Genomic DNA, 16,278 nt, shown 5'->3' on the forward strand with positions numbered 1-16,278 from the left:
GGCAACTCAAGTGCAGTAGAGCACTGATTCGGCGCGTCTTCTGCTGGTCAGTCCGGGCAGGCGCTTTCCAGCCGCCCAAATCCACTTCTTGAATTCTCCGGCCGCCGCCTCGTGTTCGCCACGATTGGCTCGCCGACGAAGAGTCGAGCGTTGCAGTGCGCCCGCGCCGAGGTTGAATGTAAATGACACCAATGCGTCGAACTGGCCATCGGTCAGCGGCACGCGGATCAGGCGCACAACGGCTGCTTCCGCGATCTGTGCATCTATCCGCAGGAGTTCGACGCCCTCTTCCTCAGAGATTCCATCCGCAAATCGAGCACGTTCCTTTGGCAAGACGACGTGACCGTAGCCGATTGTCGGATAGCCCGCAGGGCAAATGTAGATCGTCGGACTGAAACCCTCGAAGCGTTTGATAAGGGCCAGCCCGACATCGGTGACGTGGCGCATCTCAGCCACCCCGGCGCATCTTGGCGATCTGGCGGCTACCGAACCAGAACGACATCACGGCGGCGAACAGCGCCTGTGTTTCGTTGTCCCACACGAGCCGGAGGGCGTCCAGCAATTGGACACCCTGGCCTCCCATCAGCGACGTCAGTGTGGCGATCTTGATCACGGCGAACACCACGAAGAAGGCGTAGGTAATGACCGGGCGTACCGAGGCTTGCAGGCCTTCAACCCACGCGATGCCAGTCGGGTGGTTGGCATAGTTGTAGAGCGCCTGTGACTCGGCAACATCCGCCCCGATCTGGATCTCTTCCAGTCGTTGGGTGTGGCCAAGCTTCTGCATTTCCATCTGGCGGTCGAGGATGGAAAGTTCGTGGTCGCGATCCTTGCCCTCGCGCCAGAGTTTCAGAAATTCCGGGAAGGCGGAACCGAGGAAGCCAAGTAGGGAGCCGAGCAGGGTCAACATGATCAGTTTCCCCCGCCGAAAACTTTGAGCTTGATGATCGCGCCCGCGACCAGCGCCAGCACAAAGCCGGTGGTGATCATCTTGACCACCGTCTGCCACGCTGTGCGCTTGGCGATGTTGAAGGCTTCGAGCAGGCCACGCAGCGCGCGGATGTCGTTGGCGGCATCCTCGCCGTCGAGGCCAACCTCGGCCAGTGCAGCACGCGCGCCGCGTTCAGCGACGCGCTCCAGCAGTTCTTCAAATTCATCCTTGGGCATGGTCACCATGCCGTCGGTCACAGTCGGTGCGTTCATTTCGCGTTCTCCAGAAATGCGAAACCCGCCACGCGGGCGGGTCTCAGGGTTGGTAAAGGGGTTGATCAGATTTCGATTTCGACAGTCGGCAAAGTAGGTGCGTCGCCGGTCACTCTGCCGTCGCGCACAAACACGCGGTCGCCAACGGAGCCACTACCGGACACACGCAGCAAGCCACCATCAAGCAGTTCCACAGTGACGGTGCCATCGGCGTGATGGGTGGCCACGGTGCCGAGCAGCAACTGGGAATCCGGCAGCAAGTCCTCGAACTGCCGCCACAGGTTTGGCATTGAATTTCTCCTACAGGTAGTGGCGTTCGACTTCGATGGTCTGGCGCACGGTCAGGCTTTCACCCCAATCGGCGGCGATGCTGGTGGCACGCACCAGACCTCGCCAGTTGGTCGTTCCTTCGCCGACAGCGATCAGCAGCCCGGGATCGAGCAGGCCCACCGAATTCAGCATTGGCAGTTCCAGCGTGACCACGGCCTGCTTGCCGGTGTCGGCCAGGATCGTGCGGCCGCGTTCGCGTGCCGCGTCGGCGTGGGTGATCAGACCGTCGACCACCATCGGCGCGACGGCGTCGCCTGCCGTGCCGGATCGGATGACGTGGCCGGTAATGCCCTGGCGTTCGCCCGACACGTACACTGCGTTGAAGGAAGGTTTCTCCTGCCAGCGCAGGTTCAGTGTCTTGACGACATCGATGGGCAACGACCGATCCGGTGGCAACGTCGCCCAGTTCCACGGCAATTCCGGATAGCGCGACTTGGCCACCAGTGTCTTGAGCCGGGTGTGTGCATTGAGGTAACCGCCGACCGACTCAGCGATGTGACCGATGACGCCCATCGGGCTCAGGGACTGGTAGCCCCAACTGCCAGTGGGCACCAGCCAATCGGGCAAGCGCCAGTCGAGGTTGAAACCGGTCACCAGTCCCGGCCGCGTGAGTTCCTGTTCGGCCAGTTGCCGTGCCGTGAAGGGCGAGGTGGGTACGAACGAGCGCTTTGGTGCGTAGGGCTCGGCCAGATACGCCGCCAGCGACCGCCCTCGGATGCCAAGGCTCGACTGGCCGAATTCGCGCCGCACGTCGAAGCCCTCAACCAGCATCACCCAGGTCACGCCGTTGATGGTGATCTCGATCTCCACCGGCCCGGACGAGGTTGGCTCGATCAATTCCAGCGCAGAGTACGGCAGATTGGCCGAGAATCCCCACGCCCACGAATCGGTGTCGATGCCGATCTGGATGCTTTTGACCGGGATGGGTTCGCGACCCGGGAGCCGCACGACGTCGACAGAGTTGCTCACGAAGTAGACCTTGAGAATGGGGACGCTGAAGCTTCCGCTCGGGCACGGGTGCGCGCCAAAGTCGAGTAGCAACAGCGGTCGCCACGCGACACCAGCTCGAGTCGCGCGGCAGATGAAATCGAGATTCGGGTGGTACTTTGGCTGCGGTGGTTCGACGGGCGGGTTGACCGGCAGGTGCGACTCGCCGAAACGGGGCTGGCGACCAATCTCCCACGGCAAACCCCAGCGTTTTGATTGCCAGATGCCGTGCGCGAATCCGAAATGCCAGCGCTTCGATAAAGCCACTGCCTTTTGCCACGGCTGCAACTGATGGCTAGGGAATGGCACCAGCCAAACAAACGGGCTGACCACAGCATCGGCAAATGCTTCGCCCTCACCCCAGTGCAAACCGAGTAGGTCGTGCTTCGGCCACAACGGATCGAAGTGCTCTGTCGTCGCTTCAGCGATCTGCTCCGTGTCGTCCCAATGAACGCGACTGGCATCACGGCTGCGGACGTTCTCGCCACTTCTTGATGCTAACGACGCGGTGGACTGCTGGCCGTGATTCCACGCAAGCGCAGTCGCAACTCGGTCGTGTCCAGTGTCACCCCAACCATCCTGCGTCGCCCTGGCTTGCCAGTCGGAGCGCTGCCAGTTGATCCTGCCACCGGCCTCGAGCTTGCGGTTCACGAGGTTGTTGTACGCCGCCCGAATATGGACGGTCGGCGGCGGCAACTGAATGCGGATCGTGGCGCTCGTGGCCTCGGGTGTCTCGCCGTTCTCCTGCTGCAATCCGAAGTCGAGATTGGTCGATCCACCGGCGGGAGGCGTCCATGCCCCTTTGAAGTCCAGATCCAGGCCCACGGTTCATCACTCGCTGATTTCGGCTAATTGCACGTTGACCGCGCCACCTGCGAACAGGGCGAGCTTGGACAGTTCCACTTCTGCGCCACTGTCAGTCAGTCCGACATCCAGATCGGCAGCCCAGCGTTCGTCGCCGTCAAGCAGTCGCGCCCACGCTGCAGTGCCAGATCGGCGGCACAGCGCCTCGCCAATGGATGCGAAGGTCAGTTTCCCTGCGTCCAGACTCCACGTTGAGGGTTTCGGCAACCGAATCTCGACCAACAGAATCTGCTCGGTAAGCAGTTCGCCAATGGCTGGTCGCGGGGCCGAGTAGATTCGCAATAGTCCGCCGGCAGCAGCCGAATCCAGTGCATTTCCAATCACTGCCAGCCGACTGTTTCTGATCGGCACAGACAAAGTGATCATGGGTAGACCGTTGGCTCAGGCTTGACCCAATCGGCGATCACTGCGTTGAACTGACGCACGTAATCGTGAGCGAGCACAAAGTATTCGCGCGACGGTTCGAGAAAGTCGAAGCGGTACTGACCGTCCTTGCGCGACCATGCCTCGGCGACCAGCAGGCCCGTCAGCACATCGAACAAGCGCACCTTGCGCGCAGCGGGTGTCCCCTCGATGCTGACCTTGCCGGTGATAGCGCCGTTACCCCAGAAGTCGCGTGGGCGCGAGCTTGGCATTTCGCCGTGGCGGGTCGGCGACACACCCTCGTGGCAGAACGACGCGTTGCGGGTGAGGCTGTCCAGCACCTGCGACGTCGACGGCCCTGAAATGCTCCCCGGTGCGCAGTGCGCCTCGTTGTGCAGGACGTGGCGGGAGGGCGCACCGGCAACTGCGCCGGGTGCGGTTTTGCTGAATGTGCCGACAAATTTCGGGATCTCGCCAGCCATCGCGTTAGTCCCACGGCCCGGTCAGATCGAAGGCCATCCTCGCGCCGCCGCTGCTCTGCGAGCCGTTTACCACCAGCAGTTCACGCTGCGTCCCGTCGATGACGAAGCCCTGGTATTTCCACGGCTCCGGCGCGGGAATGGATTGCAGCGGGCACAGCAGGCCGGGCAGACGGCCGCGTAGCGACGGCCCGGTCTGTTCCTGAATCATCATCGGCATCACGTAGATACCGTTGTCGGCAGGGTTCGGATAGGGAATGCCGGTGTAGCCCAACCCGGTGCCGCCGTTGGCTGCCGGTGCGCTGACCCAATGCGCATTGATGCGCCCACCCAATTGCGAGTAGCCGCGCGCAAGCCAGATGCCGGTGTTGCCGACGGCGGTGCCGACCGAATAGACGTAATCCGATACTTCGTTCGATGCCGGGTCGCCCCAGTTGTAGATGAGATCGTAGTAACCAGCGATCACCGTGCCGTAGGCGTCGCCAGCCTTGAAAGATGGGAAGTCACCGAAGAAATACGGCACGTAGCGGTTCGGATAGCTTTCGCTCCAGTTCACCGCCAGCCAGAAGCGCTTGCTGTCGCCCACCAGCACCCAAGGACGCGCCGTCGCGCTTTCGTTGTGCGCCTTGCGCCACCAAGTCTCGGACTTGCCCGTGCCATTGTCGATGTCGTTCAGCACCTCCCACATCTGCGCAAGCGCGGTGCGGGCTCCCCGGCCATAGTTGGCGTCACCTGTGAGTGGTGTCTCATCAATGCGCAGGAACAGCCGATTGCCGGTCACGTCCTTGGCGCGGTAGACCGCCTTGTTCGCGCCGGAAAACGGCGACTCCCAATCCAGCGGTGCAACCTTGGCCGTGATGATGCCGGTCGCCGGTGTGGCCGGATCACCGGTCACATCGAACTGGAAGCTGTTGGTGGTGACATTGCGGATGCGCTTTTCGCCGTTGTAGGCCGTCTCGTTCGCGCTGGCGATCAGCACAGTGTCGCTCTCACGAAAACCGTGCCCGGCATCCGCCGTGGCCGTGGCCACGTTCCCGACGCGCGTGATCGTGGTCAGCGTGCGCAGATTGAAGCCGTTGAGCAGGCACGCGTTGAGTACAGCGATCAGCGATCCGGCTTGGCCGGTGATCTGCGGTGCGCCGTTCTGGTTGGATTGGTACCACTTGATGGTCATTGAATAGCTCCTGGAGGTTGGTTGGCGGTCGCTTATCTGTCGATGTCGCCGCGAATCTGGATCTGAAAGGAATCGTTGGTCTGCGTCGCCGGGCCTTGCAACACGGTGCGCGCGACCCACACGGGAAAGTTGGCAGCCGCCGTGTTGAAGCGCAGCACGTTGCCAGCGGCCCAACCCGAACCCCATCCTCCCGCCTTGAGCGTGAAGTACGGGGCGTGCGTCTCGGGGTTGGTTGGCGCGAGGTCGGCGGCGGTGTTGCCGATGGCGATCTGTCCGACCGATTCGCCGATCACCCGGAACTCGTTGGTGTTGGTGAAGATCAGCGCCCAGCGTTCCTCGATGGCCCCGCGATTACTCACCGCCAGCGGATAGACCGTCTCGTTGTACTGAGCGATGGTGTTGGCACCGAGCCGAGAGTCTTTCCACTCGCCTGTCCAGGTCTGTTGTGCGAACAACGTGTGCGCGCGCGATTGCAGATCGCCGATGATCAGCGCCGAGGACACGCGCGATTCCTGCGCCGGGTAGTCGTGCGTCAGTGGTCGGGTCAGGGTTAGGACACCGTTGATCTGGGTGTCGGAGATCAAGCCCATGTCTTCGACGCGATGCTCGGCGCGCAGCGGCTCAATGAATCCGGCGATGTTCAGCGGCGTCTTGAGCGTGATGATGCCTGCGTCAAGATTGACGGTGTAACGGTCGGCGGGCACCAGCTTGCCTTCGGCATCGAGAACGCGTAGCGAGGACAGCCGCACGCGCCCGACGTCCAAGGTATAGCCCGCCGTGACGTTGTTAGGGAACGGTGTGCTTGCGGTGTGATGCACGACGGCCACGTCACCCGGACGGTAGATCGGCACTTGTCCGTCAAGCGGCAGACGCACCGGGTCGAGGCCCAGCACATCGGCGGACAGCGGCAGGTAGGTGTAGGCCACCGCATTGAAACGGATGGTGTCGGCCAACACCGGCTGCGGCTTGAAGATCTGCCCGTTATTGACCGCATCTGCGCTGTACCAGACTTGGGTTTCGTTCCCTTGGGCAGTCACGTAACGTCCGAAACGCACGCGCACCACGCCGGTCTGATAGTCGACGTTGCCGATCATCCCGCTGGTGATGATCGTGCCGTCAGAGTTCGCGGTCGCGGAGATCTGGCCACCGGTGAGCGGTGTCGCTCGAATTTGCAAACTACTCGGCCTCACCGGTGCGGCAGGAACACGGAAGGTGACCTCATCGACCGGCTGGCCACCGAGCTCGGTGAGCAGCGACAGCATCGATACGGCGTTGGCCGAACCCGGCTGCCACACCGTCAGCAACGCGCGGCCGGAGGCGTAGTCGATGGTGCCTGCCTGCGTCCCTGCGCCGGTATTGGCGTTGATGTCGGTCACCAGATTGCCGAGCCGGTCGATGTAGACCTTGCTGCCCAGCGCGAACCGGATGCTGCCGGGCACGATGCGCTCAGCGTAGCGATCGGTCAGATCGAGTTCAAGCTGGCTGAGGGTGACAGTTTCAGTTGCGCTGTTGGGTGTGTCGACTGCGCGGTACCTCACTTTCACATAGCCCGATTCGTCATACGGCATCAGGGCACCTGCAGGGATGTATTCCCAATGGTCGAACAGATAGCGGTAAGTCCGGGTGATGGTCGTACCTTGTGCCGTGACGGTGCGCGCTTCTCCAAGCAGCTTGTTGACATACACCGGCTTGGGGATCAGCACCGTTGCCTCGGGGCGAAAGGTGATCGCGCCTGTGACGTAGTCGATGGTGCCAGCCAGCGCACCGTCGAAGCTGCCACTTGCCGCATTGGGGCCGCTGGCTTGATCACGCACGATCTTGATCGGGTCGATGCGGCGGCCCGGTGCTGGGATGAACTCTACGGTGGTCGAATACTTGGCCTCGTAATCCTCGATCAGCAGATTGAATTCGAGCTCGACCGTGTTCGGCCGGATGTCGGTTTGCGGCAGCGTCACGCTGATGGTGCCGTCACCGCCACGCAGCGGATGCGGGAAATTCACCTCCTGCGGCGGCCCCCACTCGTAGTCGATGGAGAATGATGCACCGCCTGCGGGCAGCGCGTTGGGCCGGAACACCAGTTCGCCGCGTGCGTAGCGCACCGTGCCTACAGCGTCGCCGCTGATCACGCCGTGTCCGTTGTCGATAGCCAGCCGGTTGTTGCTGCCGTCCGTCCAAGAAATCAGCACCGATCCCGGCACGATGCCCGGATGCTCGACGGTGTGGCGAACGGTCGGCGGCGTAACTGGCGCAGTGACGCGATTGAAATAGCTCGCGCCGGTACCCCAGGCGAACAGGATCGCCGTGCTGGCATCGGGCAGCGCGCCGGTGGTCAGGATGATCGACCCGGTCACATAGTCCAGCGTCGCCGCGCCGAATGACGAGTCGGTGCCACGGATCGCGCCGTCGCCCCGGTCGCGCAAGTCGTACCACTTGCCCTGCGCCATGAACGACACGATCAGCGCCCCCGGCTTGGGCGGTGGCGAGAGCGTGATGGTGTAGGCGTAGCCACGGTTCTCTTGCGAGATGGCAATCGCCGCCGTGTCCGCCACCCGGATCGGCGCACCTGCAGGCCGGAAGCTCACCTGAAACCCACCGGAGAACCCCGGCGTTCCATCCTTGAACGCGATCAGTCCTCGCGCGTAGTCCACGGTGCCGATCACGTTGGTGCCGGATTTCAGCTCGCCAGCGACATCGACAAACTCGTAGCCTGCGCCGTTGATGCGCAAACTGCCGGGTACGCAGCCGTTACCCAGATACAGGTTCTTGCCGCTGCTGACTTGGCCGGAAGTGGTGTAGGTCAGTACGCCATTGCCGCTCTCCAGCAGGGGCACGGTTTGACCGGCAGCGGTCAGATCGACCAGCGGCGTTTCCGACTGCGCCGATGGCACCAACTGGCCGAACAGGCTGGGCACCTGCACGCGCACGTCCCCGACCTGCGTGTCGATCACCGTCGGCGCGATGCCGTAATACACGGCGGCATTGGCAATCACGGAGTCGCGCACGACCGCCTTGGTTGAGATGTCGTCGCGGCTCGATGGCGGCGGCCCTTCAAAGTCGTAGCGCAGCGGATCAGAGATTTCGCAGGTGGCCACCACGCCGGTGAATTTGATGGTGCCGCTGCCATCGTTGACCGTGAACTCGCGCTCGACCGTCGTGATACGCGTGATGCGCACGTACTGCTCGTACTCGGTCGGCTTGGTTTCGTCTTGCACCAGTACCAGCGCTTGCCCCACACGCGGCAGCGGGTCGGCAAGTTTCAGCAGCAGTGCGATGGCGCGCTGACCGGTAAGCTGGCGCTCCAGCAACTGGCCCGGCCATTTCACGCCACGCGCCAGATAGCGTTCGACCCGATCCTTGGCGGCGTCGCGCCGGTCAGTCCAGGACTTGGTCGTGAACAGCGTGACCGAGACCCGAGGGTCATCCGGTGCGTCGGCGATGATCGCGTGCGCCCCGTAGTACGAGTCGGTCGAATCGGTGAGCACGCCGACATAAGACTTGCGCAGCGACACGCGCCCGTAGGTGCGGTCGAGTTCCGAGATGTCGGGGAACAGGTTGTTCGACTGCCCGTCGACGACGACGTGGCCGGTCATGCGGCCCCCACCATCAGGCGTATCGAGCAGGCGTTCGGAGGCGAGCAGCTTCACGTCGCCGGAAAGAATAGGCATTCAGATTTCCATCAGTCGGAGGGTTAATCGGTAGAAATCGTTGTTGTGCCGCGCCGGGAAACCCGTCACCGGCTCGGCCTCGATGGCTGTCTCGTGATGGCGAAATGCCACGGTGAAGACGCGACCATCGGTGAGCGTCAGTTCGAACTGGCGGCTCGGAAGGGCAGCCCAGCCATACAGTGCGTTCACTGTCTCGCGGGTGACCCATGCCATGTCGGCGCTGCCCACCAGCGTCAGCGGTCGCCCCTTCTGGCGGGCGGCAGACTCGACCAGCAGCGCGCCGGTCAGCAGGTAGGAAACCGCCGCCACAGCAGGCGTCCACGCATGTTCGTCAGACCAAAGGAGGTCATCGGGCAGCGCCACAAGAGCGCTGTCCGCAAGGTTTTTCAATTGCATAAGGGATCACAAAGCCCGGCTCATTAGGAACGAGCCTTGGCTTCCTTCAAGAGTTCAAGCAGCCGCGACTCATCGCGGGCATCCACGGTGGCCACCACCTTGCGCTCGCCCGAGGCGAGTTCCACCCGGATCGTGCGGCTGGGGGCGGCTCCCTCTGTTGCCAAGGCAGGTGTTGGCATTCGCATGGATGCAGCGATGCTTTCCATCACGATGCTGCCGAGATCGGCAGTCGGCAGATTTTTGACAGCGCGTGATGCGCGCGCAGCCATTCCCGCCATTGGCCGCACGATGCCGCCCGTGGCGAAACCTTGCACCTTCTGGGCGAGCGCCTGCGCAGGTATCGACAGGTTGTTGATCGCTTCGAAGAAACCCGCGCCGTGACGGTCGACAGCCTGCTTGTTCACGACATATTCACCGGGGGTGAGCATCGCCGGGACACTGTCCGACTTGGCCACGCCACCACGCCGGTAGAACGCACCCTGGTTCTGCTCCATGTAATCGATCAGATCGCGCTCCAGGTCTTTACCCCAGAGCAGCGGCTGAGCCATCGCCTGCCGCCACGTCTGCTTCATCTGTTCCAGTTCCTGACGCTCGTTGCCTGTGAGGGTCTTGCGGTTGATGAATTTCTCGATGGCATTGCGATCCTGCTGCGCTTGTTTGCCGTAGCTGTCCATCGTTTTCGAGCGCATATCCAGGCTGACCGAGGCACCGTAATTCCATTGCAACCACGAGGTGTAGTCGTTCATCCCTTGCAGACCAAGCTCGATCATCTTCTGCACTTCCACCGCTTCGCGGTTGCGCTTAGAGGCATCGCCATCGGCGCTGCCGAGTACCTTGTTTTTGCCGAAGGACAGCACCGCGCCGCCGGTGGCGAATTTCGCCACGCCGTTCGCCAGTTTCGAGAGCGCACCGCTGCCGTACTTCTGCACCGCAGCCTTGCGCAGAACGAAGGCTCCGGCATCCAGCGTGCGCGGCACCGTGTCGTTATGACCGGAGCCGGGCACCGAACCACCATTCATTCGTGGGAACGCCGGTGCGACCGCGCCACCGTCTGCAAATTTCCGCACGCCTGCACCGACCAGACCGCCTGTCGCGTTTGCCTCGACCTTGCGCACATGAATGATGTGTTCCGAGTGCGTGGTCACGCCATTTAACGACATCACTTCCGAGCGCGCAGCACCGGCATTGGTGTTGACTTGATGCTTTGATTCCGTCTGGATGCGATCCAACGCCTTGAGTTGGCCTTCGACATTGGTGATCGCTGCCTGCGCTTTTTCGGTGGCGATCTTCAATTCGAATTCCGAGGTTTCCTTGGCATAGGCATTGAGTTTGTCGAGTGCAGCCTTGGCCTTGGATACGTCGGCATCGACCGGCAGCGTTTTCCCTTCCTTGAGTAGCTGCTCATACTCTTGCAGCTTCTTTTGCGCCTGCTCCAGATCGGCCTTGATCACCATCAGACGCTCTTTCTCTGCGAGCGCTTTGTCGAGATCGACGATGGCTTTATCGAAGCGAGTGGTATCGGCGTCGATGGTGACCTTCAGGCCATCTTTCAATTTGGCCGTGATCTGGTCGATCTGGGTTTCGGTCTGTGTGAGCGTTTGCTTGATCTCGTCGCGGGCCGACACCGCAGCCTGCGCTGCCTTCTGGTGCGCCTTGGCTTCGGCATCAAGACTCTGGTTCAGAATTTCCTGCGAGTCGCGGATGTTCTGGATCGCGCGATTGACACCTTCTTTGCCTTGCGCGATCTGGGCATCGGCGTCCTTGGTTTTCTGGGCCAGTTCGGCGCGCAGTTGCTCGGCCTGACGCATCAGGGCATCAGCCTGTGCATACTCCTGTTTGCGGTAAGCCTCGCGCGATTGCGCTTCCAGTTGCGTGACTTGGGAGACGCCCTGTTCGGCCTGCTTGCGGGCCTCCTCAGCACGTTTGGCCTCACTGGTCTGCGCGCTGGCCACCTGTGCTGCCAGATCCATCGCCTTCTGCGCCAGTTGCCGCGCGTGCTCGAATTCGCCCTGTGCCAAGGCTTCGCGCGCCTTCTCCTGCATCTCCGCGATCTGGCGCTTGCGATCCTCGGTGGCTTCGAAATCGGATAGCCCAGCCCGACGGATTTCGCGGATGCGCTCCTCCGTGGACATCGAGAGCTGGCGCTTCTCTTCCTCGATACGCTTGATCTCGGCTAGATGGCGGTTGGCCTCGGCATTGAGCGCATCGATGTGCTGGCGGTACTCGGCCAGCGACTGTGTGAGCGTCTGGCGCTTGGTGGCGAGAATCTCGTTCTCGACGCGCTGCACGTTGGCGCGCCGCTCCTCCTCAGTCTGACCTTGGTGACGAGCCGCCTCGATCCGTGCCTTGGACTCGTCGTCGATCAGTTTCAGTGTGTCGGTGGTAGCCTGCCGACGCAGCGTGGTCTGCTGGGTCAGCGCCTCGGTCAGCAGTTGCGTCGATTTGGTGATCAGCGCGGCTTCCGACTGCTTGGAAGTTTCGAGTGCCGACTGCTCCTGCTGGTAGCGCGCCTTGACGGCTTCGATCTGCCTTTGGAGATTCGCCTCGACGATGGAGGTCAGCCCTTTGTAGGCCTCGGCCATCTTTGCGGTGGCGTCATTCACCGTCTGGTTGGCCTTGCCGACCGCTTGTTCGACTTCACCGAGCCGCGATTTCAGTTTTTCCAGTGCGCCGTGAAGCGCCTCGATGCCGCGACCGACCGCTTCCTGCGTGCCTTGGCGCACGGCCTCTAACCGTTTCGCAATCTCTTCGGCAGCGCTGGCGGCTGTGTTCATTGCGCCCTTGGCGGCCTCCGATCCCTTGCTGGCGTCGGCGTACATCTCCTTGAAGATCTGGTTCATTTCCACCAACCGCGCCTGATGGCGTTTAATGGCTTCGGCGATGGTGTCGGAGGTGAACACCGCAGCGAACACTTCCCATTGGAAGCGCAAGTGCTCGATGCCGTTCATCAGCACCTGCACCATGAAGATGCCCGCCTTGCGCACGATCTCGAATTTTTCCGAGAGCCACGTTCCGATTTCCCATCCGACCAGTAAGGCACCCAGCACTACAAAGGCGGTCTTGAGCACACCGATGCTGACCACGGCGGCCGATACCGACAGGTTGGCCGTTGCCCATGCCGCTGCGGTGGCACTGGCGGCCGTCGTCGCTGCTGCGCCTAGCGTCTGCCACGCGGTGATCAGCGCCGGGATCAGTCGATAGGCCAGCACCGCCAAGCCCACTTCGGCAATGCGCTTTAACCACTGCATCACCGTGTCGAGGTTTTTAGCGAGCCACGTCAATGCGTCGGCCAGCTTTTTGGTAAGCCCGGTCGATTCATCGACCTTGTTGACCCATTGTCCGAAGGCGTTCCTCAGCCGTTCGAAAGCCTGGCTTACGGTCTGAGGCAGTTGCGTGTACTCAGCGGCGAGCTTGTCCTTCTGCGACAGCAGCGCGTTGACCACCACGTCGGCGGTCAGCCGACCTTCCTCGGCGAGCTTGCGCAGCCGCCCGATGGGGACGTTCAGGCCGTCGGCCAGTGCCTTCGCCAGACGCGGGCTGTTCTCGACGACGGAGTTGAATTCCTCGCCGCGCAGCACACCGGAGGCGAGCGCCTGCCCGAACTGCAGCAGTGACGATTGCGCCTCGGTCGCCGATGCGCCTGAGATGCGCAGCGCCTGCGAGATGCTCTCGGTGATGGTGAGCGCGTCCTTCTGTTCGCCACCCAGCATTCGTACTGCCTGCTGAAGCTTGCCGTAGAGAATCGCCGTCTCCTGGATCGGTACGCCGATACGCTGGGCGATCTCGAACAACTCTTTCTGTGCGGTCGCAAACTCGCGCTGACCTGCCGTGGCGAGCTTCAGGCGCGCAGCCATCATGTTCCACGCGTCCGCAATCTGGACGATCTCCAGCACCTTGTCACCGGCCCAGTCGATTGTGAGGAACGCGAGCAACTGCGTTCTGGCGGTCGATATCTGATCACCAAATGCGGATACACCGGCCTTGACCTCCGCTATCCCGGCAGCGGCCTCGGTTCCAGCAGTTTTGGCTGAAGACGACAACTCGCCAAGGCTGCGTTCGGCAGACGTGATGGCGCGTTTAAGACCTTCGTCGGCTCCTTCCAGTGCGACGAGGATCGAGATTCGCTTCGCCATTTTTAGTTATCCACCATGCCGATTTTGTTTTCGATGGCAGCGGCGAGGCGCGGAATGCGACCCGCGACCAGCCGCTCAATGTCGAGCCGTTTCTTGAGAACCACTTTGGGCACCAGTACCGCAATGGGAATATCGGCCCCGCGCTTGATGCGTTTGATGCCGTCGGCCTTGCGGTAGCGGCGCTTGAAGCCCGCGAGAGGCCGGGCGTGTTCCTTGATGTTCTCGGCCATCAGCACGATGTTTCCTTTGGCGTTCTTGATGAAGTAGGCATTGCCGCCGCGCATGAGCTCGGCGACCTGGGCTTTGAAGCGCTTGCGTCCAACCCGTCCGTGCAGCGGGATCAGCATTCGTCCACCGATCATTCCGCCCCTCTCGTGCATTCCCGACCAAGGGATACGTGAGCCAACGTAGAGCGCAGGCAGTCGTGTCGGGTCTTTGTCCAGCACCTTGGCCGAGAAGCCTTTGAGGAAGGATTTCTTGACCACGGCCATCTGGCCCGCGACGTGGCTGCGGACTTCCTGCTTGATCTCGGCCGCCTCGCTCGCAATGGCACGCGCGACCGCTTTCTTTACCTTGTCCCGGAACTCGCCGCCCCAACGGCGCAGTTGCGCTTGCGCGGCGGCACTATCGATTCGGATGGTGACTTTCATGGGCGTTGGGCGCGGTCGGTCAGGCGGTCGAGGGTCTGGTCGAGGTTGCGGGCGTCGCCGCGCGTGCCGATGGCGATCAGGGACAGCAGTCGCGCATCACGCGCTGCGTCCTGACGTGCGGTCGCGTCAACGAAGCCACGCAACTGCGCCAGCGTGTAGTCGAGGATGTCGGGCAAACGGTGACCGTGGTCGATCAGGTGTTGGACGGCGTCGAACCAGATGTCGGCGCGAGGTTTTTGGTCTGTGCGAACAGGCCGTCCAGTTTCGGCATCACCGCCCGTGTAAAAAAATCGGCATTGACCTCGATCACCTTGGCCGCCAGCAGGATCGCTTCGTCGGCGGCGAGATCATCGACCCACTGGCGCGGTTTGCTGACAGCAATGGCAATCGCTGACAGCAGGTCATCACCACGTTCGCCAAACAGCGCCAGCCAGTCGATCTCCGTCCGGGTGAGGTGTTGCATCACCGGCGAGATCGCACGCAGGAAGGCGGGCATCTGGCCGACCTTCAAGGGTTTGATCGCCAGCGTTTCGCCATTGATGATCAGATCGACCGCCTGCGGGATGAGTTTTTCCAAGTCGTTCATTGCCGCCCTTTCCTGATTCATTACAGTTGAACGATGCGGCCGAACTGGCCCAGCACCGCGTCGAAGGGTTTGGTGGCATCAGCCAGCAGCGAGCCTTCCATCTCGAACTTGTTGTACTCATCCGAGATGAAGGAGATTTCCTTCAGCGGGTCGAAGGCCACGCGATACAGCTCGACCAGCACCTTGGCATTGCCCTGCGCGGTGTTCAGCCCTTCGAGGCGCAGATAGCGCTCCGGCAGCGGCTGCGTGAAGATGCCGATTTCGGTGGCGACACCGAAGGCGTAGCTCGCCTTGAATGGCGCAACGTAAGGCGTGGCAGGAGCGCCTCCATCATCAAGGCGCAAGAACTGGAGCGCGCCGAAATCCGGATCGGCGGTGTAGTCGACACCTGCCACCAGAGTGACGGGCGTTGCGCTGCTGTCCTTGAGGACGAGACTTGCTACCTTGGGGTGGGCAAAGAAATAGCGGTCGCCGATCATTGGCGTGGCCCCGCCAATCGGCTCGTCGGTCACGGTGCCCGGGACGGCGGTCACAAAATTGCCGTAGAGGGCCAGCGCGAGGTTTTCTTTCGTGAATTCCTCGATGGTCAGATTCACCGTGGCCGACTTCTGTTTGACCATGCGGTGATCGAGCGTGCGCTGGCCGGTTTGGCTCTCGTAATGCTCCAGCACATCGGTCTTGAGCGAGAGTTTCAGTTCGGCCACGTTGCCGGGCGAGCGCACTTCGATGGGGTTGCCGAGGGCGTCGCGTTTGCCGAGGAATACTCGGCCTTGGAAAGATGCGTAGGTGCTCATTGCTTGGGTTCCTTACGTTGGAAGGGTTTTGGTTCGGGGGCGGGTTGGTGTTCTGCCTTTGTGGGCGACGGTTCGGGCGCAGCGCTGCCGATTGACAACAGCCATTGCCCAAGATCGGAATCGACTTCGATCCGGTCGCCCTTCTGGTAGTGCTTGCCCGCGTGGGTGTGCGGACGGGTCAGTACGAGTCTGGTTTTCATGGTCATCCTGGGGTTGCAAGATCGGCGGCCAGCGTCCGGTAGGTGATGCGGTAGCGGGCGGGGATCGCAGCGGCCACCGCATCGGCATCCTCCACGTCCCACTCGCATTCGATTTCCCTGAGGCCGAGCGCCAGTCCATTGAGATTCACGTCGGCCATCAGCGCGGCGTGGGCAGCAGTGAGCAATGCATCGGCTTGCGTTTCCGGCGCTGCAGGTGGCACAGCGCGGGCGAGCGCCGTGATGCGCATCGTCAGTTCGCGGGTGACACGGTCGTTGGCGCGTTCGGTGATCGATTCCGATTCAGGGAACACCACCAGTGCCGGACACTGCTCGCGGGTGATCGCTACCGTGGGCGAGCGGTGCAGGGTCGCGCCAAGGTCTGTTGCCGCTGGACGCAAAGCCTCCACCACCGCGAGCAGAATCTGCTCACGGATTGAATTGCCAGCCATCGGGG

At 62.2% G+C, this 16,278-nt stretch carries 17 protein-coding genes; all 17 read right to left on the minus strand.

Going from position 1 to position 16,278, the window contains the following annotated elements:
• Positions 1–6 precede the first annotated feature (6 nt).
• On the minus strand, positions 7–447 hold the full coding sequence (locus LPB67_RS02335; protein ID WP_262835454.1) for a lysozyme: 441 nt from the start codon (positions 445–447) through the stop codon (positions 7–9).
• A 1-nt stretch (position 448) separates the two neighbouring features.
• A complete protein-coding gene (locus LPB67_RS02340; RefSeq protein WP_262835455.1) occupies positions 449–910 on the minus strand; it encodes a hypothetical protein in 462 nt (153 codons plus the stop codon).
• Positions 911–912: 2 nt separating this feature from the next.
• Entirely contained in the window at positions 913–1,203 is a 291-nt protein-coding gene (locus LPB67_RS02345; RefSeq protein WP_262835456.1) for a DUF6127 family protein, read from the minus strand.
• A 65-nt stretch (positions 1,204–1,268) separates the two neighbouring features.
• Complete coding sequence (locus LPB67_RS02350) at positions 1,269–1,493, minus strand: hypothetical protein (RefSeq protein WP_262835457.1); 225 nt, start codon at positions 1,491–1,493, stop codon at positions 1,269–1,271.
• A 10-nt stretch (positions 1,494–1,503) separates the two neighbouring features.
• A complete protein-coding gene (locus LPB67_RS02355) occupies positions 1,504–3,345 on the minus strand; it encodes a hypothetical protein (protein WP_262835458.1) in 1,842 nt (613 codons plus the stop codon).
• Between the two features lie 6 nt (positions 3,346–3,351).
• Positions 3,352–3,750 (minus strand): hypothetical protein, encoded by a 399-nt coding sequence (locus tag LPB67_RS02360; RefSeq protein WP_262835459.1) that lies wholly within the window; start codon positions 3,748–3,750, stop codon positions 3,352–3,354.
• Complete coding sequence (locus LPB67_RS02365; protein ID WP_262835460.1) at positions 3,747–4,229, minus strand: hypothetical protein; 483 nt, start codon at positions 4,227–4,229, stop codon at positions 3,747–3,749. The genes LPB67_RS02360 and LPB67_RS02365 overlap by 4 nt, the downstream gene beginning before the upstream one ends.
• 4 nt (positions 4,230–4,233) lie before the next feature.
• Positions 4,234–5,400, minus strand: a complete 1,167-nt coding sequence (locus LPB67_RS02370; RefSeq protein WP_262835461.1) for a hypothetical protein — start codon at positions 5,398–5,400, stop codon at positions 4,234–4,236.
• A gap of 32 nt (positions 5,401–5,432) precedes the next feature.
• A complete protein-coding gene (locus tag LPB67_RS02375) occupies positions 5,433–9,065 on the minus strand; it encodes a hypothetical protein (protein ID WP_262835462.1) in 3,633 nt (1,210 codons plus the stop codon).
• Entirely contained in the window at positions 9,066–9,461 is a 396-nt protein-coding gene (locus LPB67_RS02380; protein ID WP_262835463.1) for a hypothetical protein, read from the minus strand.
• 23 nt (positions 9,462–9,484) lie between these two features.
• Positions 9,485–13,594 carry a tape measure protein gene (locus tag LPB67_RS02385; protein WP_262835464.1) on the minus strand — a complete coding sequence of 1,370 codons (4,110 nt, stop codon included), beginning with the start codon at positions 13,592–13,594 and terminating at the stop codon, positions 9,485–9,487.
• 2 nt (positions 13,595–13,596) lie between these two features.
• On the minus strand, positions 13,597–14,244 hold the full coding sequence (locus tag LPB67_RS02390) for a DUF6441 family protein (protein WP_262835465.1): 648 nt from the start codon (positions 14,242–14,244) through the stop codon (positions 13,597–13,599).
• Positions 14,241–14,420, minus strand: a complete 180-nt coding sequence (locus LPB67_RS02395; protein WP_262835466.1) for a hypothetical protein — start codon at positions 14,418–14,420, stop codon at positions 14,241–14,243. The genes LPB67_RS02390 and LPB67_RS02395 overlap by 4 nt, the downstream gene beginning before the upstream one ends.
• Positions 14,421–14,437: 17 nt before the next feature.
• A complete protein-coding gene (locus LPB67_RS02400; protein WP_262835467.1) occupies positions 14,438–14,830 on the minus strand; it encodes a hypothetical protein in 393 nt (130 codons plus the stop codon).
• A 20-nt stretch (positions 14,831–14,850) separates the two neighbouring features.
• The gene (locus LPB67_RS02405; RefSeq protein WP_262835468.1) at positions 14,851–15,624 is read right to left on the minus strand and encodes a hypothetical protein; all 774 of its coding nucleotides are present in this window, start codon (positions 15,622–15,624) and stop codon (positions 14,851–14,853) included.
• Positions 15,621–15,824 carry a hypothetical protein gene (locus LPB67_RS02410; protein WP_262835469.1) on the minus strand — a complete coding sequence of 68 codons (204 nt, stop codon included), beginning with the start codon at positions 15,822–15,824 and terminating at the stop codon, positions 15,621–15,623. The genes LPB67_RS02405 and LPB67_RS02410 overlap by 4 nt, the downstream gene beginning before the upstream one ends.
• Positions 15,825–15,826: 2 nt before the next feature.
• On the minus strand, positions 15,827–16,273 hold the full coding sequence (locus LPB67_RS02415; RefSeq protein WP_262835470.1) for a hypothetical protein: 447 nt from the start codon (positions 16,271–16,273) through the stop codon (positions 15,827–15,829).
• Positions 16,274–16,278 lie beyond the last annotated feature (5 nt).

Source organism: Undibacterium sp. Jales W-56 (genome assembly GCF_025548535.1).
GTDB lineage: Bacteria > Pseudomonadota > Gammaproteobacteria > Burkholderiales > Burkholderiaceae_D > Undibacterium.